The sequence below is a fragment of the Hydrogenophaga sp. genome, from assembly GCF_030373245.1.
In the GTDB taxonomy this organism is placed as follows: domain Bacteria; phylum Pseudomonadota; class Gammaproteobacteria; order Burkholderiales; family Burkholderiaceae_C; genus Hydrogenophaga.
The window spans coordinates 483,722-502,956 of record NZ_JAUCZF010000002.1; the positions used below are offsets into that span (position 1 = coordinate 483,722).

Below are 19,235 nucleotides of genomic sequence, written 5' to 3' on the forward strand. Positions count from 1 at the left end.
CGCTGGACGCCGGCGCGCTGGAACTTGAACTGCCTCAGCGCTGGGGTTTTGTGGCGGTCATGCGCCAGTGCGCGCGCGCGTTGCTGGCCTGATCGATCAGGACTTCCAGTGCATCCGGATCGCTCGAATCGATGGCGGATTCCAGTGCGTGCAGTGCGCGCTGGAAATGGCGCGACTGCGCCAGCAGCTCTTCGCGGTTGGACACCAAGATGTCGCGCCACACGCTGGGGTCGCTGGCGGCGATGCGGGTGAAATCGCGAAACCCGGGACCGGCGAGCTCCAGAAACGCTTTGCCGCTCTCCTGTTCGCCGATCGCGTTCATGAGCGCAAAAGCCAGCAGATGCGGCAGGTGGCTCACGGCGGCATAGGCGGCGTCGTGCTCTTCTGGAGACATTTGCAGCACGTGGCAGCCCAGTCCAGTCCACACCTGCTCGGCCTTGGTCAGCTGTGTCGTGTAGGTGCGCTCGATGGGGGTCAGGATGACCTGGCGGCCGGTGTAGAGGTCGGCGTCGGCATGCTCGACGCCGGCCAGCTCCTTGCCTGCGATCGGGTGGGCCGGGACGAATACGCCCACCTGGTCGCGCAACACGCGCCGCGCCGCGTCGACCACCTCGCGCTTGGTCGAGCCCACATCCATCACCAGCGTGTTTTTGTGCACCAGATGGCGAATTGCCTTGAAGGTGGCCTCGGTGGCCGACACGGGAACCGCCAGCAAGACCAGGTCGGCGCCGGAAACGGCGAGCAGGGCAGACGGAGCTTCCACGTCGATCACGCCCATCTGGCGTGCGCGCTCGGTGGTTGATGGCGACTTGCTGTAGCCCACCACGCGTTTGACCAGCCCCGCCTTTTTCAGGGCCAGCGCAAATGAGCCACCCATGAGCCCACAACCGATCAAACCCAGCTGCTCAAACATGACTGGCCATTCCTGGCTCGATGGCCGAATGCGCGACTAGGACGGCGGGTTTCGCTGTGAAGATCATTCGTTCACCGGGTAGGCACCCAGTACCTTGTAGAAAGCGCACAGGCCTTGAAGTTCTTGCAGGGCGGCGGCCACGTTGGGCTGCGAAGGATGTCCTGACAAATCGATGTAGAAATAGTATTCCCACTGGCCCGACTTGGCGGGACGGGATTCAAAACGCGTCATGGACACGCCGTTGTTCTTCAGCGGCACGAGCAGGTCGTGCACAGCGCCCGGCCGGTTCGGTACCGACACCACCAGGCTGGTGCAGTCGCGCCCTGAGGGCGGTGGCATGGCCATGGTCTGTGGCAGGCTGATGACGGCAAAGCGGGTGCGGTTGTAGGCCTCGTCCTGCACCGCGTGCGCCACGATATGCAGCGCGAACTGACCGGCAGCGCGTTCACTCGCCAGCGCTGCCCAGGAAGGGTTCGTCGCTGCCAGGCGAGCGCCTTCGGCGTTGCTGGACACGGCGCGGCGCTCGGCATTGGGCAGGTGCTGCGTCAGCCAGTTCTGACACTGGGCCAGCGCTTGCGGATGCGCCATCACCACTTCGATGCCATCCAGCGAATTGACCTGGCGCAGCAGGTTGTGGCGAATCAGCAGACTGACCTCGCCCACCACATGCACGGGTGATCGCAGGAAGAGGTCAAGCGAGCGCGCGACCACCCCTTCGGTGGAGTTTTCCATGCCGACCACGCCGTATTGCGCTGTGCCTGCTGCGGTTGCATGGAACACCTCGTCGAAGTTGGCACAGTAAATGAGGTTGGCCGCACCGCCGAAAAATTCGACCGCGGCTTGCTCACAAAACGTGCCCGCCGGCCCCAGCACCGCCACGCGCTGCGGCGCCTCCAGTGCCAGACAGGCCGACATGATTTCGCGCCAGATCGAGGCCACATGCTGGTTGAGCAAAGGCCCCTCGTTGTTGGCCTGGATCTTGTCGATCACCTGGGCCACCCGGTCTGGACGAAAAAACGGTGACCCCTCGGCGCGCTTGATCTCACCGACCTGCTCGGCCACCCGAGCACGCTGGTTGAGCAACGACAGCAGTTGCTGGTCGAGCGAGTCGATCTGCACGCGCAGCGCGGCCAGGGCGTCGGACTGGGTGGGCTGGATCATGCCTGGGTGCTTTCGAAATGGCGCATGAACGCGACGAGTGCTTGCACGCCTTCGATGGGCATGGCGTTGTACAGGCTGGCACGCATGCCACCGACCGACTTGTGTCCCTTGAGCTGCAGCAGACCAGCGGCCTGCGCACCGTCCAGGAAGGCCTTGTTGCGCGACTCGTCACGCAGGAAAAAGGGAATGTTCATGCGCGACCGGCAGTTTCTGGCCACTCTGTTCTGGTAGAGCTGTGAGCTGTCGATGAAGTCGTACAGCACCTTGGCCTTGGCGATGTTGCGCTGCTCCATCGCAGCGATGCCCTTCGCGTTGCCCTCGGTCTGCCGTTTGAGCCATTGAAACGTGAGTCCCGCCACGTAGATGGCGTAGGTCGGGGGTGTGTTGTACATGGATGCGTTGTCGGCCACAGTCTTGTAGTCGAACGCACTGGGACAGCTGGACAGAGCGTGTCCGATCAGATCTTCGCGCACCACCACCAGGGTCAGGCCAGCTGGGCCCAGGTTCTTCTGCGCCCCACCAAAGGCCAGACCGACGCGCGACCAGTCCACCGGTCGAGAAGCCACGTGGGAAGAGAAGTCGATCACCAGAGGTGCATCGCTGCCCAGCGCCTTCAGGTCGGGCAGATCATGGAACTCCACCCCGTGGATGGTTTCGTTGCTGCAGAGATGAAGGTATTGCGCGTCAGCGCTCACTTGCCATTTGGCTGGATCGGGCAGGGTGGTGTGGGCATCGGCCTCATTGCTGGCTGCGATGTGGCCGGTGGCGTATTTGCGCGCTTCCTTGGCCGACTTCTGGCTCCAACTGCCGGTCACCACAAAATCGACCACACCGCCGCGCGAGAGGTTCATCGGTACGATGGCGTTCTCGGCCAGTCCGCCGCCCTGCATGAACAAGATACGGAACTGCTCGGGCACCGCCAGCAGCTCGCGCAGGTCTTGCTCGGCGGCCTCGCAGATCGATATGAAGGATTTGCCGCGGTGGCTCATCTCCATCACGCTCATGCCCGTGCCTTGCCAGTCCAGCATCTCGTTCGCTGCCTGTTGCAGCACCTCGACGGGCATGGCCGCCGGGCCGGCGGAGAAGTTGTAAGGACGCGCGGCGGGAGGCGTCATGCAGCGTCTGCGCCGTCGGCGTCGCCAGGTTCTTCGGTGGTACCAACGATGTTGGCGTCGTTCTCCACGATGCGCTGCAGGCCAGAGAGCTCGGAGCCGTCGTCCAGCGCGATCAGGGTCACGCCCTGCGTGGCGCGGCCCATTTCTCGGATTTCACTCACCCGGGTGCGCACCAGAACACCGGTGTCCGTGATGAGCATGATCTCGTCGTCGCTGTGCACCAGCGTGGCGGCCACAACCTTGCCGTTGCGCTCACTTTGCTGGATGGCGATCATGCCCTTGGTGCCGCGGCCGTGGCGGGTGTATTCGCCGATCGGAGTGCGCTTGCCGTAGCCGTTGATGGTGGCGGTAAGCACACTCTGCGCCTCGTCTTCGGCCACCAGCATGGCGATCACGCTTTGGGTGTCTTCAATGGCCATGCCGCGCACACCGCGCGCGTTGCGACCCATCGGTCGCACGTCGTTTTCGTCGAATCTAACGGCCTTGCCGCCGTCGCTGAAGAGCATCACATCGTGTTGACCGTCTGTGAGGGCGGCACCAATGAGGTAATCACCTTCGTCCAGGCCAACCGCGATGATGCCGGCCTTGCGCGGGTTGCTGAACTCGTTGAGGGGTGTTTTCTTGACCGTGCCCATCGAGGTCGCCATGAACACGAAGCGGTCCTCCGGGAAGCTGCGGGCCTCTCCGGTCAGCGGCAGCACGACGTTGATCTTCTCGCCCTCTTCGAGCGGGAACATGTTGACGATTGGGCGCCCACGTGAACCGCGCGAACCAGCTGGTACCTCCCACACCTTGAGCCAGTAAAGCCGGCCGCGGTTGGAGAAGCACAGGATGTAGTCGTGGGTGTTGGCGATGAACAGCTGGTCGACCCAGTCGTCTTCCTTGGTCGCGGTGGCCTGCTTGCCACGACCTCCGCGCTTCTGTGCCCGGTATTCCGAAAGCGGCTGACTCTTGATATAGCCGCTGTGGCTGAGCGTGACCACCATGTCCGTGGGCGTGATCAGGTCCTCGGTCGACAGGTCGAACGAGCTGTGTTCCACCAGACTGCGGCGCGCGCCGAGCTTGGTCTGGCCAAACTCCTGCTTCACCTCGGACAGCTCCTCGCCAATGATGGTCGACACGCGCTCGGGCCTGGACAGGATGTCGAGCAGGTCGTCGATCAAGCCCATGACTTCCTTGTATTCGGCCACGATCTTGTCCTGCTCCAGACCGGTCAGGCGCTGCAGACGCATCTGCAGGATCTCCTGCGCCTGCGTCTCTGACAGGCGATACAGCCCATCGCTGCCCATGCCGAATTCGCGCTCCAGCCCTTCGGGACGGTAGTCATCGGCATTGATCACGCCGCCATCGGCTCGGGCACGGGTAAGCATTTCGCGCACCATCGCGCTGTCCCAGCTGCGCGTCATCAATTCGGCCTTGGCCACCGGTGGCGTGGGCGACTCGCGGATGATCTTGATGAATTCGTCGATGTTGGCCAGCGCGACGGCCAGGCCCTCGAGCACGTGGCCGCGCTCGCGCGCTTTGCGCAGGTTGAATACGGTGCGCCGCGTCACCACCTCGCGGCGGTGATCCAGAAAAACCTGGATCAGGTCCATCAGATTGCACAGCTTGGGCTGGCCGTCAATGAGCGCGACCATGTTGATGCCAAACGTGTCCTGCAGCTGGGTCTGCTTGTACAGATTGTTGAGCACCACTTCGGGTACTTCGCCGCGCTTGAGCTCGATCACCAGGCGCATGCCCGACTTGTCGGACTCGTCCTGGATGTGGCTGATGCCCTCGATCTTCTTCTCGTGCACCAGTTCAGCGATGCGCTCCTGGAGCGTCTTTTTGTTCACCTGGTAGGGGAGCTCGTCCACGATGATGGACTGGCGCTGGCCCTTGTCGATGTCTTCGAAGTGGCATTTGGCGCGCATCACCACTCGGCCGCGGCCGGTGCGATAGCCGTCCTTGACGCCGTTGATGCCGTAGATGATTCCGGCGGTGGGAAAGTCCGGCGCCGGAATGATTTCCATCAGCTCTTCGATGGTGGCTTCCGGGTTTTTGAGCAGGTGCAGGCACGCATCGACCACCTCGTTGAGGTTGTGCGGCGGGATGTTGGTGGCCATACCGACCGCGATGCCCGCCGAGCCATTGACCAGCAGGTTGGGCAGGCGGCTGGGCAACACAAGCGGCTCTTTTTCACTGCCGTCGTAGTTGGGGCCGAAGTTGACCGTCTCCTTGTCGATATCGGCCAACATTTCGTGCGCGATCTTCGAGAGCCGGATTTCCGTGTAGCGCATGGCGGCTGCGTTGTCGCCGTCGACCGAGCCGAAGTTGCCCTGGCCGTCGACCAGCATGTGGCGCAGCGAAAAGTCCTGAGCCATGCGCACGATGGTGTCGTACACCGCGCTGTCACCGTGCGGGTGGTACTTGCCGATCACATCACCCACGATGCGGGCCGACTTCTTGTAGGGCCGATTCCAGTCGTTGTTGAGCTCGTGCATCGCGAACAGAACTCGCCGGTGCACCGGCTTCAGCCCATCGCGCGCATCGGGCAACGCACGCCCCACGATCACGCTCATCGCGTAATCCAGGTAACTGCGGCGCATCTCCTCTTCCAGGCTGATGGGCAATGTCTCTTTGGCGAACTGGGTCATGGAGGGCGGCGTGATGCGTAAAAGGATCCCGGAGGCAACCGCACATTTTAGGCGGCTCGCGTGGGCCGCTTCCTGGCTGCTTTATTGTTGTAGTTCAACAACGGATGGGGGTGACTAATCGAAACGGGTTACTTGCAGGGGAGCCCAGGTGGGTCGGCCGGCGAGCGGCTTGTGGCACAATGAATTCAACGTTTCTGGTGGTGGTCACTGAAAGCGTCATCGTTTCTATTCCAGCCCGAACGCGGCTTACCAAGAGGAAAACCATGAAAAAACTGAACAAAGTGGCAATGCTGTTCGCAACGGCCGCCCTGGCTACCGCTGCTGGCGCCCAGACTGTGGACAACTGGCGTGGTGCCGATGGCACCGTCTGGAAGAACGGCACCAGCGAGCTTTGCTGGCGCGATGCCTCCTGGACGCCCGCCACGGCTGCTGTCGGCTGCGACGGCGCGATCGTGCCCAAGGCTGCTGCTCCTGCCCCTGCTCCTGCACCGGCCCCTGCAGCTGCGCCCGCTCCTGCTCCTGCTCCTGCGGCTGCCGCACCGGCTCGCGCCCCCGCACCTGCTCCAGCACCTGCAGCGTCCAAAGTGACCTACGCTGCCGATGCGTTCTTCGATTTCGACAAGGCAGTGCTCAAGCCTGAAGGCAAAGCCAAGCTGGACGACCTGGCTGGCAAAGTCTCCGGCATCAACCTGGAAGTGGTGATTGCCGTCGGCCACACCGATTCCACCGGCCCTGCCGGGTACAACCAGGCGCTGTCTAACCGCCGTGCTGAAGCCGTGAAGGCCTATCTGGTTTCCAAGGGCATCGAAAGCAACCGCATCTACACCGAAGGCAAGGGTCTGACCCAGCCGGTCGCTGACAACAGCACCCGCGAAGGTCGCGCCAAGAACCGCCGCGTTGAAGTGGAAGTGGTCGGTACCCGCGCCAACAAGTAAGCATTGAATTCTGCGTCTCAGACGCAAGGCCCTGTTGGCGCAAGCCGGCAGGGCTTTTTTTCGTCTGTCGATCCGGTGGGTGACTCGACGCGGCGCTTCGCATTCGGGCCACATGGCCAGGGTCGAATATCCAGGGTCGATAAGCCTGTTTGCCAGCCGTGGGAGAATTAAAAAATGAAGACCGTTAACGCCGATCCCGCAGAGCTCGCCAAGTTTTCCGATCTGGCCCACCGTTGGTGGGATCCCGAGAGCGAATTCCGACCTCTTCACCAGATCAACCCGCTGCGCCTGGAGTGGATCGATGCCCTGGTACCGCTGGCCGGCAAGCGGGTGCTGGACATTGGCTGTGGTGGTGGAATTCTGTCGGACTCCATGGCCCGAAAGGGCGCTGAAGTCACGGGTATCGACCTGTCGAGTAAGGCGCTGCGAGTGGCCCAGCTTCACGCGCTGGAAGCCAGTACGCCCAACGTGACCTACCGCGAGATCAGCGCCGAGGCACTCGCGATTGATCAACCCGCAAGCTTTGATGTGGTGACCTGCATGGAGATGCTGGAGCACGTGCCAGACCCCAGCTCTGTGGTCAAGGCCTGTTCTCAGCTGGTCAAGCCCGGGGGATGGGTGTTTTTTTCCACCATCAACCGCAACCCAAAATCGTTCCTGTTTGCCATCGTCGGGGCTGAGTACGTGCTGCAGATGCTGCCAAAGGGAACACATGAATATGCCAAGTTGATCCGCCCCAGCGAACTCGCCGCGCATTGCCGCTCAGCCGATCTGGATTTGTCGCAAACCAAAGGCCTGGAATACAACCCTCTGACCCGCCGCTACTGGCTCAGTCAGGACACCAGCGTCAACTACATGTTCGCTACCCGCAAGACATGAGCGTCTTCAGCTTTCAGCAGATTCGGGCGGTGCTGTTTGATCTGGACGGAACCCTTGTGGACAGCGCGCCTGATCTCGGCGCAGCCGCCGAGCACATGCGCTCGGTGCGCGGCCTGCCAGCGCTGCCGTTTGAGCATTACCGTCCGCACGCCGGTTCCGGCGCCCGGGGCATGCTCGGTGTGGCCTTCGGCATGACGCCCGATCATGCGGCCTATGAAGCGCTGCGAGAGGAGTTCTACGTTCAGTATGAGGCCACGCTGACCCAGCGCACCATGGTCTTTGACCAGGTGGAAGACTTGCTCGCGGCACTGATGCGGCAAGGGCTTCGCTGGGGCGTTGTGACCAACAAGGCCCAGCGGTTCAGCGCGCCACTCACCGCCGCCATGCCTTTGTTTGGATCGGCTGCCACCATCGTCAGCGGCGACACCACGCCGCATGCCAAGCCGCACCCGGCGCCTCTGCTTGAAGCGGCGCGTCAGCTTGGTCTTCTTCCTGCGCAATGCCTGTATGTGGGCGACGATGCGAGAGATATCCTGGCTGGCCGTTCTGCCGGCATGCCTACGGTGGCCGCGCGCTATGGCTACCTCGGTCCCGGTGCCGATGTGGCGAGCTGGGGTGCCGATGCGGAGGTGCACTCTCCGCTGGAGGTCTTGAAATTGTTTGAATTGCCTTAAACTAGCGTGTCAGGGGCTGCATTGGTTTCGACGTGGGTTCGGACACGCAGCAGGGCATGTCGAGGTTCTGTCACCTCGTAAATCCGCAGAAAAAAACTAACTGCAAACGACGAACGTTTCGCACTCGCCGCTTAATTGCCGGTGAGCTTTGCAACAGCATGCCTATGGGCTGGGCAAGGGTTCTCATGGCGCGAGCTGTGGGGATCCAGGCTGCAAAGATAATTCAATAGGCTGGTTGGGCGTCGGGCAACTTGGCGCGCAACAAGACGCAAGGTTGCTGGCTTTCCTTTTAGCGTGTCGCTGCGCGGCTGGGGAAGCGAGATCAAATCAGACGACTACACATGTAGAACTGCGCGAAGAAGGCTTGCGGACGGGGGTTCGAATCCCCCCAGCTCCACCATTTAATTGAATCAGTCGCCAGCTTCACCCGCCTGGCGACTTTTTTCATGGCTCGGATGTCTGGTCATTGCTACGGACAGGGGAAGGTGTTGCCGCATCTGCAGGGTCCCGAGGGCGCTGCGGGCTGCGTTTGCGCAGGCGTTGACGACGGGTCCATCGGGTTCTCAAAGTCCACAAGCCGCTGGCCAGAAAGTACACCAGCAGTCCGCTGAACGTGGCCACAATGGCCAGTCCCACAACCAGCGGTTTGCCGATCTTGCCGAACTGTTTTGTCCATACCCGGATGCGATCAGACAGGCTGAGGTCTGAATTGGGGACGGCATGCGCCTTGTCGAGCGCCTTGAGCGCCTCTTCTTCTGACAGCGCGGGCTCGTTCAAGATGAACTTGCCCAACTGGTAGGCCCCGAAGTAAACCGGGCCGAAGGTGACCGGGTTGGTCACCAGCGTGCTCGCCACGGCCATCGGCAAGTTGGCCCGCAGCAAGACGGCTGTGGCAGCAGCAAACGGAATCTGGGCCACCGGGATCAGCAGGCCGAAGAAGATGCCCAACGCAAGCCCCATGGCGATGCCTTTGCGGCTCAGATGCCAGAGGCGCGGGTGCTTGAGGATCGGCCCCATCCAGCGCAACCAGCGATTGGTGCGCACGGTTTCGGGGTCAGGCAACCACTGTTTGAACTTCTGTTTCATCCGACGGAGTGAGTGGGACGGCGTGCAACCTTTGATTGTCGCTGATGGATCACCAGCCTCCAGGGAGCGGCGACAATTCACCTCACATGATGCAGCTTCAGGACATTCTTTTTTCGCAAGGTTTTGGCACCCGACGGGTCTGTTTTGGTCTGGTGCAGCAGGGCCTGGTGCAGGTGCAGGTGGGCGGGCAACTTGTGCCGGTGGTTGACCCCACCGGGGTCTTCGATCCCGTCGGTCTGAACTTCATGGTGCAGGGCGAGCCCTGGGTCTATCAGGCTCAGGCGTATCTGATGCTGAACAAGCCAGCGGCCTTTGAGTGCTCTCAAAAACCGAGCACCTATCCGAGCATTTACACGCTGTTGCCTGGGCCGCTGCGTATGCGGGGCGGCGGGGCGGCGGCTGGCGTGCAGGCGGTGGGACGGCTGGATCAGGACACCACGGGCCTGCTCTTGCTGTCTGACGACGGCAAATTCATCCACCGCATGACCTCCCCGCGTCACCATGTGCCCAAGGTGTATCTGGCGCAGGTGAAGCACCCGCTGGATGCGACGCAGCTGGACCGGTTGTTGGCGGGCGTGGTGCTGGACGACGATCCGAAACCGGTGCGTGCAGCGGGTTGCCGTGCCCTGGACGAGCACACACTGGAACTCACGCTGACGGAGGGCAAGTACCACCAGGTCAAGCGGATGGTGGCCGCTGTGAGCAACCGGGTGGAGAGCTTGCACCGGTCACGCATCGGTGCGGTGTCGTTGCCAGAGAGTTTGTTGCCGGGGCAGTGGCGTTGGTTGAGCGATACCGAGGTGAGCGCCTTGACGGGCAAAGTCGCCAAAGCGGCCTGACCAACAAGCCTTGCGGCGTCAGAGTAGGTCGCCGCGGCGGCTGTCCAGCGGCACCAGGAACGAATTGTCCTGCCACTCGCTGCTGCCATCGCTGGCTCGCAGGGTGCTGCTGTTGCTGTTGGGCCAGTTGGACATGGGCCCGAAGTCGCTTTGCCGGCTGCTGCGCTGGCGGTTGAGCGCGGTGCGCAGATTGGTCTGCGCGGCAATGATGGCTCGCTCCTCGAACTCGCGCTCACGCATGCCCTGGGCGGTAAGCGATTCACCGAGGAACTCGGCGCGGATTTCGGCGATGGTAGGCAGTGCGTCGGAGCGGATGACCCAGTAGGGCAAGCCACATTGGGTGAGCAGCGAGTGTTTGAGTGCGCGGGTGCTTCGGGGCAGCCCGGCCTGGCCCGGCACGTCCAGGCAACCGATCACACGTCCGTCGGCCTTGCAAATGGTAAAGGTGCAGTAGACGCTGCCCAGCAGCCGGTACCAGTGCATGCCCTGTTCCTTGTCGCGCGGCAGGGTAAAGCGGGTCACCGGCAGCTTGATCATCACGTGGTGATCGTAGAAGGCCCTGGACAGCCAGTTCCAGACCCGGGCTTCTTCGCTGTTGGCCAGCGGGCGGGTGCCCAGTGGCCAATGCTTGGGAATTCGGCGCTGCTTGCGCGTGCGGCGCTCCACCCACTGCTGATGCGCGAAAGCCCCCAGCACCAGCAACACTGGAACCAGGGCCGCGAGCAGCCAGGGGTTGAAGGAGTAGGTCACGAGCGACATTGAAACAAATATGTATCAAAGTGTACGGACTAATGGCCGCGTGGGGCGCAAGGTGCAGCCATCTCAGCCGCCCTTGACGTGAAGTTCTTGGGGTTTCCCCAGGGTTTCATGGGTCAATTGCACCAGGGCGGGGTGGTTCAACGCCGATCGGGGGGGTTGAGGGATCGGTGTGCATGGTTGAGGAGCGAAAAGAGGCAAACCCGTGATTGTGCACAGGCTGGGGCCGATTGAACATCCTGTAAACAGGTGAGGTCTGGGCGGTTTGTCGGTCTGGCAGAGCGGCTCTGGACCGAACCGAGCACAGTGGCTGAACCCCTGTTGTCACCCGGAGGATGCCGCGACGGTCGAAGCTGGCCATGAAACCCGGTATTCTTGGTTGTCATGAGCCTGCTGTTTGATTCGTTCTGGCGCGCGGTGGCCTATTGCGTGCATCCGCGGGTGATCGCCCTCTCCTTTTTGCCGCTGGTCATGATGGTGTTGCTGTCGTTCGGCCTGGGATATTTCTTTTGGGAGGGCGCGGTCGCATCCGTCACAGCGTGGCTGGAAAGCTATTCGCTGGTGCAGACCTTTCTGGCCTGGCTGGAGGGCATCGGTCTGGGTGCGTTGCGAACGGTGTTCGGCCCATTGCTGGTGCTGGTGCTGGCCACGCCGATGATCGTCTTGCTCTGTCTGCTCCTGGTGGCCATGTTCATGACGCCCACGATGGTGGAAATGGTCGGCCAGCGCCGATTCGCCGGGTTGGAGCGCAAGCAGGGGGGATCGTTGCTGATCAGCGTGTTGTGGTCGCTGGGCTCGACCTTGCTGGCCTTGGTGGCGCTGGTGGTTTCGATGCCGTTGTGGCTGGTGCCGCCCCTGGTGCTGATCCTGCCACCACTGATCTGGGGCTGGCTGACCTACCGGGTGTTTGCGTTTGACGCGCTGGCGGTGCATGCCAGTGCGCAAGAGCGCAAGCAGATCCTGAGCGAACGGCGCGGTCAGTTGCTGCTCATGGGTGTGCTCAGTGGCTATCTGGGCGCAGCACCGAGTCTGCTCTGGGCGTCTGGGGCGATGTTCATCGCCATGGCGCCGCTGCTGGTACCAGTGGCCATCTGGGTGTACACGCTGGTGTTCGCCTTTGCGTCGTTGTGGTTTGCCCACTACGCACTCAGCTGCCTGCAAGCGCTGCGTGCCTCGCCCCTAACCGAGCAGGTCGATGTGGTGTCAGACCTCGACCCGCTGCCAGGCCCTCCCCAGCGCGATCAGCCCGAGCGCTTGCCGCACGCGCCTTCCTCCGACACAAGCACCCCGCCATGACACTCGCCTCCGACCCGTCTTCGCCACACATCACGCCGCCCGCATTCGGCCTCATCATCATTGGCGACGAGATTCTCTCGGGCAAACGGGCCGACAAGCACCTGCCCAAAGTGGCTGAGCTGATGTCCACTCGTGGCCTGTCGCTGGCCTGGGCGCAATGCATCGGCGACGACCGAGCCCGCATCACCGCCGCCCTGCGCGAAGCTTTTGCCGGTGGCGAAGTGGTCTTCTCTTGCGGTGGCATCGGTGCCACGCCGGACGACCACACTCGCCAGTGCGCGGCCGCCGCGCTGGGGCGCGACCTGGTGCTCCACCCGGAGGCCAAGTCGTTGATCGAGCAGCGCATGCGCGACGTGGCCATCGAGCAAGGCCAGGTTTTTGACCCGCTGCGCCCCGACAACGTGCACCGCTACAACATGGGGACCTTTCCAGCTGGCGCGCGCCTGATCCACAACCCGTACAACAAAATTCCGGGCTTCACTTGCGAGGGTGAGGGCGGTGGTGTGGTGCATTTTGTGCCCGGTTTCCCGGTCATGGCCTGGCCCATGATCGAGTCGGTGCTGGACACCGAATACAAGGCCTGGCATCGGCAAGGCGTCTGGATGGAGCGCTCGGTGGTGGTGATGGGCGCCATGGAGGCGGCGCTCACACCGCTCATGGAGGGTATCGAAGAGGCGCACGCGGTCAAGGTGTTCAGCCTGCCCAGCGTGGACCATCCCCAGTTCGGACGCCACATCGAGCTCGGCGTCAAGGGCGAACCGGTGGCCGTGGGTTTGGCGTTTGTTCAATTGCTCGATGGATTGCGCGCACAGGGTGCGCGCCTGGGCCCCGAAATGGTGCGATGAGAAGGAGCCCCAGTCTGGTGCAATTAATGCGGACGCACTGATTTGGTGCTTTCAGTTCAATACCCCGAATGGCGTGCACCGAAGCGGGCGGCTCGAAATCTTGTGCACGATAATGCCCACCAAGCGGCGCTTGCCAGGTCTGTGGCTGACGGCACGGGTCGGCCAAATGGCACAGAAACTGCTTAGTCCTATCGTTCGTTCATTTTTTTCCACCGACCCAGCTACAGGAGTATTTGATGGCCAAGACCGTCGCAGACGTGATGCAAATGGTGAAAGACAACGAAGTCAAGTTTGTTGACTTCCGTTTCACCGACACCCGAGGCAAAGAGCAGCACGTGACCGTGCCGATTTCGCACTTTGACGAGGAAAAGTTCACTTCGGGCCACGCGTTCGACGGATCTTCGGTGGCGGGTTGGAAAGGTATCGAAGCCTCGGACATGCAGCTCATGCCCGACTCGAACACCGCCAACATCGACCCGTTCTATGAAGAGACGACGCTGTTTCTTCAGTGTGATGTGATTGAACCGGGTGACGGCAAGGCGTACGACCGCGATCCGCGCTCCATCGCCAAACGCGCTGAGGCTTTCCTCAAGGCTTCCGGCCTGGGCGACACCGCCTACTTCGGTCCGGAGCCCGAGTTCTTCATCTTTGACGGCGTGCGCTGGAGCAATGAGCCCGGTCGCGTGATGTACGAGATTGAGGAGTACGAAGCTCCCTGGAACAGTGGTGCCAAGCTCGAAGGCGGCAACCGCGGCCACCGTCCCACCGTCAAAGGCGGCTACTTCCCTGTGCCCCCGGTCGACAGCACGCAGGACATGCGCGCCGAAATGTCGCTGATCCTGGAATCGCTGGGGATCCCGGTCGAAGTGTTCCACCATGAGGTGGCTGGCGCGGGCCAGAATGAGATCGGCACCAAATTCAGCACGCTCGTCGAGCGAGCTGACTGGACCCAGGTGCTGAAGTACGTGGTGCAGAACGTGGCCAACGCCTACGGCAAGACCGCCACCTTCATGCCCAAGCCCTACGCGGGCGACAACGGCTCGGGCATGCACGTGCACCAGTCGATCTGGAAGGATGGCAAGAACCTGTTTGCCGGTGACGGCTACGCCGGTCTGTCGGACTTCGCGCTGTACTACGTGGGCGGCATCATCAAGCATGCCCGTGCCCTGAACGCCATCACCAACCCCGGCACCAACTCCTACAAGCGCCTGGTTCCTGGCTTCGAAGCCCCTGTGAAGCTGGCCTACTCGGCGCGCAACCGCTCGGCCTCGATCCGCATCCCGTACGTGGCCAATCCCAAGGGTCGCCGTATCGAGGCGCGTTTCCCCGATCCTTCAGCCAACCCGTATCTGGCCTTCTCGGCCTTGATGATGGCTGGTCTGGATGGCGTGGAAAACAAGATCCACCCGGGCGAGGCCGCCACCAAGGACCTTTACCACCTGCCGCCGGAAGAGGACAAGCTGATCCCCACCGTGTGCCACAGCCTGGACCAGGCGCTTGAACACCTGGACAAGGACCGCGCGTTCCTGACCAAGGGCGGTGTGTTCACCGACTCCATGCTGGACGCCTACATCGAGCTCAAGATGGGCGAGGTGACCCGCTTCCGCATGGCGCCGCACCCGGTCGAGTTCGACATGTACTTCAGCCTTTGATGCGCGACCGGCCCGCGGGCCGGCCGCCGCGATCCCACCTTTGGGTGTGGGTCAAATGCCAAAAGGGACAGCTCAGGCTGTCCCTTTTGTCGTGATGTGCGGCATATTCAGCGGGCGGTTTGCCTGATTGCGGCACTTTCGGTGGATGGATCGGTCATACTGAAATGTGAGGTGCTCCCTGGAGTGCCATGGTGTTCCTGGATTGTGGAGTGTGTTTCTTGATGCATAAAAGCCGTTGGATCGGGCTCTCGATGACGCTGGTTGGCGTGGCGGCCCTGTTTGTCGCGCCAGCCCAGGCCCAGGAGCGGGTGTACCGTTGCGAGGGCAAGCCAGTGGAGTACATCAACAATCCCGAGGTGGCGAAGACGCGCGGCTGCAAGCTCATGGAGGGCGGCAACATCACCATCGTGCAGGGCACGGCCCCGCAGGCCGGCACTGCGCCGCGGGCCAGCACCGCACCGCGCAGCACGCCGACGGCTTCTCGCAGCGCCAACGATCGCATCGACGCCACCGCCCAGCGCCAGCGCGACAGCGACGCCCGTGCCATCTTGGAAGCGGAGTTGCGCAAGGCGGAGGAGCGCCTGACCCTGGCGCGCAAGGAATACGCCAACGGTGAACCCGAGAAACAGGGCATCGAATCACGCAACTACCAGCGCTACCTGGATCGCGTGGCCGAGTTGAAAGCCGCTGTGGGTCGCGCCGAGAGCGATGTGGAAGGCATTCGGCGCGAGCTCGGCCGCTTGCCTGGCGCGAGTTCGGCCTCCGCACCTGCCGCACAATAGGTGGCTTGAAAAAGCCCACCATCCCAAGTCCGCTGCCCGCGTCGGCACATCCCCCTGCTGCGCGCGCGCCGCGCCAGGCGCTGGCCCACACCCGTTACCAGGCGCTTGACCTGCTCGCCACGCTGGTGGCTGTGGTGTCAGGTGAAGGGCGGGTGCTGTTTGCCAATGCCGCACTGGAAGACGCGCTGGGCATCTCTCGCCGCAGCATCACCGGCAGCGCGCTGCAGGACTGCTTCACCGAACCGATGCTGCTGCAGAACGCCTTGAGTGGCGCTCGCGACAACGAATTCGCGGCGCTGCGCTACGACGCCTGGCTCAAACGGACCAACCACGAGCCACTGCCGGTGCACGTCGTCGTGGCACAGACCGAAGGGGTGGGCGAGGTCGTGGTCGAGCTACTGCCGCTGGAGCAGCAGACCCGTCAGGAGCGCGAAGAGCGCTTGATGGACCAGGCCCAGGCCAACAAGGAGCTGATCCGCAACCTCGCGCACGAGATCAAGAACCCGCTGGGGGGGATCCGGGGGGCGGCTCAACTGCTGCAGATGGAGTTTTCCAGTCGGCAGTCGGGCCAGGCCCATGCGCCCAGCCCACCCGGCGCGAGCGCCAAGGAACTGATCGAGTACACCCAGGTCATCATTCATGAAGCGGATCGGTTGCAGTCGCTGGTTGATCGCCTGCTCGCGCCGCATCGCCGCCCTCACGTGGTGGGTGACGTCAACATCCATGAGGTCTGCGAGCGGGTGCGCTCGCTGATCGTGGCCGAGTTTCCTAAAGGCCTGAGGGTGGTGCGCGACTACGACACCTCCATTCCCGAATTTCGCGGTGATCGGGAGCAGCTGATCCAGGCCGTGCTCAACGTTGCCCACAACGCCGCGCAGGCGCTGGTCGAGCGCACGCAGGCGGGTGACGCGCGCATCACGCTGCGCACGCGGGTCAACCGCCAGGTCACATTTGGCAAGCAGCGCTACCGCCTGGCACTGGAATTGCATGTCATCGACAACGGGCCTGGCGTACCAGACTCGATCAAGGACCGCATTTTCTTCCCGCTGGTGTCGGGGCGCGATGGCGGCTCTGGCCTGGGACTGACGCTGGCACAAACCTTCGTGCAGCAACACCATGGCCTGATCGAGTGCGAGAGCCAGCCCGGGCACACGGATTTCAAACTGCTGATTCCGTTGCCCTGAAGCCGATCACTGCCAGCGCCGCCTGACCAAGGGAAAGACCACACATGAAGCCGATCTGGATAGTTGATGACGACCAATCGATCCGCTTCGTCCTCGAAAAAGCCTTGCTGCGCGAAAACCTGCCCACGCGCAGCTTCACCAATCCGCAAGAGGTGCTCAAGGCGCTGATCGATACGCCGGAGAGCGAGGGCCCTCAGATTCTGGTGAGTGACATTCGCATGCCAGGGGGCTCCGGTCTGGATCTGCTGGAGAAAGTGAAGGAGCGCTTGCCGGGCCTGCCCGTCATCATCATGACGGCCTTCTCCGATCTGGACAGCGCGGTTTCCGCGTTTCAGGGCGGTGCCTTCGAATACCTGCCCAAGCCGTTCGACTTACCCAAGGCGGTGGAGCTGATTCACCGGGCGGTCGAGGAGAGCCAGCGCGAAGAGGTGGCCGAAGATCGCATGGGCGATGCGCCGGAAATGCTGGGGCAGGCGCCTGCCATGCAGGATGTGTTTCGCGCCATCGGAAGACTGAGTCAGAGTCAGGTCACGGTGTTGATCACCGGTGAATCCGGGTCGGGCAAGGAGCTGGTGGCGCGTGCCCTGCACAAACATTCGCCTCGCGCCAGCGGCCCATTCGTGGCGATCAACACCGCAGCGATTCCGAAAGACCTGCTGGAATCCGAGCTTTTTGGTCACGAGCGCGGCGCCTTCACCGGTGCGCAGACCATGCGCCGTGGCCGTTTTGAGCAGGCCGACGGTGGCACGCTGTTTCTGGATGAAATCGGCGATATGCCTTTTGACCTCCAGACGCGCCTGTTGCGCGTGTTGTCCGACGGGAATTTCTACCGAGTAGGTGGCCACAGTGCGGTGCGCGCGAACGTGCGTGTGATTGCGGCCACTCACCAGAATCTGGAGCAGCGCGTCAAGGAAGGGGGGTTCCGCGAAGACCTGTTCCATCGCCTGAACGTGATCCGGCTGCGTCTGCCAGCGCTGCGCGAGCGGCGGGAAGACGTGCCCATGCTCACGCGCCTCTTCATGCAGCAGAGCGCCAAACAGCTGGGCGTGGAGCCCAAGCGCATTTCCGAGGGTGCGCTCAAGCTGTTGGGCCTGTTTGACTTCCCAGGCAACGTGCGGCAGCTGGAGAACGTGTGTCACTGGCTGACCGTGATGGCGCCGGCCCAGGTGGTCGAGGTCAAGGACTTGCCGCCCGAGGTACTGGCTTCCATGGGTGCGCAGGCGGCGGAGGCTCAGGCTGCAGCTGCGTCCGAACCCTTGCCTGCACCAGCCGCCTTGAAGACCGTCACACCTGACGCTGCGCCGCTGTCGCCGATGGCGCCTGTGGTGGGCGAGTTGTCGGCGACCGGTCCAGCGGCGTCCAGCTGGGAGAACAATTTGCGCGTCGAGGCACTGCAGATGCTGGAAGCCGGGCGCACCGATGTCTGGGATGTGCTGAGTCGCCGCTTTGAGACAGCGCTGATCCAGGCCGCCCTGGGCAATACGCGGGGCCGGCGCATCGAGGCCGCTCAGAAGCTCGGCATCGGACGCAACACCATCACGAGAAAGATCCAGGAGCTGAACCTGGAGTAGGGGTGCAGGGGTGCCGCCCCTCGTTACCTGCAGTGCCATCCCTTTCAGGGTGCGATGCGCGCGGTCGGTCAGACCGCGTCCTACCGCAGTCAGGCAGCAAGTCCGCTTCGCCCAGACGCGCAGGTGGATCGCGTCTTCCGGATGGTCAGTCCAGCGTGAGCACCACCGGCGCGTGGTCGCTGGGCTGGGGGTTTTTGCGGGGTTCGCGGTCGATCGTGCATGCCGTGGCGCGCGCTTTCAGCGCATCGCTGATCAGGATGTGGTCGATGCGCATGCCGCGGTTTTTCTGGAAGCCCAGTTGCCGGTAATCCCACCAGCTGTAGGCTTTGGGTGGCTGCTCGAACAGCCGGTGAGCGTCGTGCAAACCCAGGCTGATCAGGGCCTGCAACTGCGCGCGTTCCTCGGTCGTGCAGTGGATGGTCTCGCGCAGGCCGACCGGATCCCAGACATCGGCGTCATCGAAGGTGATGTTGTAGTCGCCCATGAGCACCAGCTGGGGGTGCGCGGCCATCTCGTGTTGAACCCAGGCGCGCAGCGCATCGAGCCAGCGCATCTTGTAGGCAAACTTCTCGCTGTCAGGTGCCTGGCCATTGGGGAAGTAGGCGCCGATTACCCGCACACCGTTGAATGTGGCGCACAACACTCTCGACTGCTCGTCGGCGAAGCCCGGGATGTTCTTGATCACGTCTTGCGCGGGTGTCTTGCTCAGCAGCGCCACGCCGTTGTAGGTCTTCTGACCGAACCACTGCGACTGGTAACCCGCTTCGCCCAGCGCCAGCGCTGGAAACTTGTCGTCGGTGAGCTTGAGCTCTTGCAGCGCCAGCACATCGACCGGGTTGGCGGCCAGCCAGTCCAGCACCTGAGGCAGGCGCACATTGAGGGAGTTGACGTTCCAGGTGGCGACTTTCATG

The 19,235-nt window shown here is 62.8% G+C and carries 17 protein-coding genes and 1 other RNA gene; 11 read left to right on the forward strand and 7 right to left on the reverse strand.

Going from position 1 to position 19,235, the window contains the following annotated elements; genetic code table 11:
- Positions 1-34: 34 nt before the first annotated feature.
- The 4 genes from QUV25_RS07735 to gyrA all read right to left on the reverse strand — a co-directional run bounded on the left by QUV25_RS07735 (position 35) and on the right by gyrA (position 5,825).
- Complete coding sequence (locus QUV25_RS07735; protein ID WP_300862935.1) at positions 35-913, reverse strand: prephenate dehydrogenase/arogenate dehydrogenase family protein; 879 nt, start codon at positions 911-913, stop codon at positions 35-37.
- A gap of 63 nt (positions 914-976) precedes the next feature.
- Positions 977-2,074: a prephenate dehydratase gene (gene pheA, locus QUV25_RS07740; RefSeq protein ID WP_300862936.1), complete on the reverse strand. Its 1,098-nt coding sequence runs from the start codon at positions 2,072-2,074 to the stop codon at positions 977-979.
- The gene (serC, locus tag QUV25_RS07745; protein ID WP_300862938.1) at positions 2,071-3,189 is read right to left on the reverse strand and encodes a 3-phosphoserine/phosphohydroxythreonine transaminase; all 1,119 of its coding nucleotides are present in this window, start codon (positions 3,187-3,189) and stop codon (positions 2,071-2,073) included. The genes pheA and serC overlap by 4 nt, the downstream gene beginning before the upstream one ends.
- The gene (gene gyrA, locus QUV25_RS07750) at positions 3,186-5,825 is read right to left on the reverse strand and encodes a DNA gyrase subunit A (protein WP_300862940.1); all 2,640 of its coding nucleotides are present in this window, start codon (positions 5,823-5,825) and stop codon (positions 3,186-3,188) included. The genes serC and gyrA overlap by 4 nt, the downstream gene beginning before the upstream one ends.
- Before the next feature lie 263 nt (positions 5,826-6,088).
- Here gyrA and ompA point away from each other — a divergent pair, with 263 nt between their 5' ends.
- From ompA to ssrA, 4 genes are all read left to right on the forward strand, one after another.
- Complete coding sequence (gene ompA, locus QUV25_RS07755) at positions 6,089-6,760, forward strand: outer membrane protein OmpA (protein ID WP_300862941.1); 672 nt, start codon at positions 6,089-6,091, stop codon at positions 6,758-6,760.
- A 174-nt stretch (positions 6,761-6,934) separates the two neighbouring features.
- The gene (gene ubiG, locus QUV25_RS07760; RefSeq protein WP_300862944.1) at positions 6,935-7,639 is read left to right on the forward strand and encodes a bifunctional 2-polyprenyl-6-hydroxyphenol methylase/3-demethylubiquinol 3-O-methyltransferase UbiG; all 705 of its coding nucleotides are present in this window, start codon (positions 6,935-6,937) and stop codon (positions 7,637-7,639) included.
- Entirely contained in the window at positions 7,636-8,313 is a 678-nt protein-coding gene (gph, locus tag QUV25_RS07765; RefSeq protein WP_300862945.1) for a phosphoglycolate phosphatase, read from the forward strand. The genes ubiG and gph overlap by 4 nt, the downstream gene beginning before the upstream one ends.
- Before the next feature lie 12 nt (positions 8,314-8,325).
- Positions 8,326-8,713: a transfer-messenger RNA gene (gene ssrA, locus QUV25_RS07770) on the forward strand.
- A 44-nt stretch (positions 8,714-8,757) separates the two neighbouring features.
- On the opposite strand, the gene QUV25_RS07775 is transcribed toward ssrA, so the two are convergent.
- Positions 8,758-9,399, reverse strand: a complete 642-nt coding sequence (locus QUV25_RS07775) for a DUF2062 domain-containing protein (protein WP_300862946.1) — start codon at positions 9,397-9,399, stop codon at positions 8,758-8,760.
- Between the two features lie 89 nt (positions 9,400-9,488).
- On the opposite strand from QUV25_RS07775, the gene QUV25_RS07780 reads away from it, so the two are divergent.
- Positions 9,489-10,238, forward strand: coding sequence for a 16S rRNA pseudouridine(516) synthase (locus QUV25_RS07780; RefSeq protein ID WP_300863085.1), 750 nt, complete (start codon positions 9,489-9,491; stop codon positions 10,236-10,238).
- 18 nt (positions 10,239-10,256) lie between these two features.
- Here QUV25_RS07780 and QUV25_RS07785 read toward each other — a convergent pair whose 3' ends face one another.
- Positions 10,257-10,988, reverse strand: a complete 732-nt coding sequence (locus tag QUV25_RS07785; RefSeq protein WP_300862948.1) for a DUF2726 domain-containing protein — start codon at positions 10,986-10,988, stop codon at positions 10,257-10,259.
- 390 nt (positions 10,989-11,378) lie between these two features.
- Here QUV25_RS07785 and QUV25_RS07790 point away from each other — a divergent pair, with 390 nt between their 5' ends.
- The 6 genes from QUV25_RS07790 (at position 11,379) to ntrC (ending at position 18,324) form a co-directional block, all read left to right on the forward strand.
- Positions 11,379-12,290 carry an EI24 domain-containing protein gene (locus tag QUV25_RS07790; RefSeq protein ID WP_300862950.1) on the forward strand — a complete coding sequence of 304 codons (912 nt, stop codon included), beginning with the start codon at positions 11,379-11,381 and terminating at the stop codon, positions 12,288-12,290.
- Positions 12,287-13,135 carry a molybdopterin-binding protein gene (locus QUV25_RS07795; protein WP_300862951.1) on the forward strand — a complete coding sequence of 283 codons (849 nt, stop codon included), beginning with the start codon at positions 12,287-12,289 and terminating at the stop codon, positions 13,133-13,135. The genes QUV25_RS07790 and QUV25_RS07795 overlap by 4 nt, the downstream gene beginning before the upstream one ends.
- Before the next feature lie 236 nt (positions 13,136-13,371).
- Positions 13,372-14,787, forward strand: coding sequence for a type I glutamate--ammonia ligase (gene glnA / locus QUV25_RS07800; protein ID WP_300862954.1), 1,416 nt, complete (start codon positions 13,372-13,374; stop codon positions 14,785-14,787).
- A gap of 221 nt (positions 14,788-15,008) precedes the next feature.
- On the forward strand, positions 15,009-15,569 hold the full coding sequence (locus QUV25_RS07805) for a hypothetical protein (protein WP_300862957.1): 561 nt from the start codon (positions 15,009-15,011) through the stop codon (positions 15,567-15,569).
- Between the two features lie 80 nt (positions 15,570-15,649).
- Positions 15,650-16,753 carry a nitrogen regulation protein NR(II) gene (glnL, locus tag QUV25_RS07810; protein ID WP_300863086.1) on the forward strand — a complete coding sequence of 368 codons (1,104 nt, stop codon included), beginning with the start codon at positions 15,650-15,652 and terminating at the stop codon, positions 16,751-16,753.
- 44 nt (positions 16,754-16,797) lie between these two features.
- Complete coding sequence (gene ntrC / locus QUV25_RS07815; RefSeq protein WP_300862958.1) at positions 16,798-18,324, forward strand: nitrogen regulation protein NR(I); 1,527 nt, start codon at positions 16,798-16,800, stop codon at positions 18,322-18,324.
- Positions 18,325-18,469: 145 nt separating this feature from the next.
- Here ntrC and QUV25_RS07820 read toward each other — a convergent pair whose 3' ends face one another.
- Positions 18,470-19,234, reverse strand: a complete 765-nt coding sequence (locus QUV25_RS07820; protein ID WP_300862960.1) for an exodeoxyribonuclease III — start codon at positions 19,232-19,234, stop codon at positions 18,470-18,472.
- Between the last annotated feature and the right edge of the window lies 1 nt (position 19,235).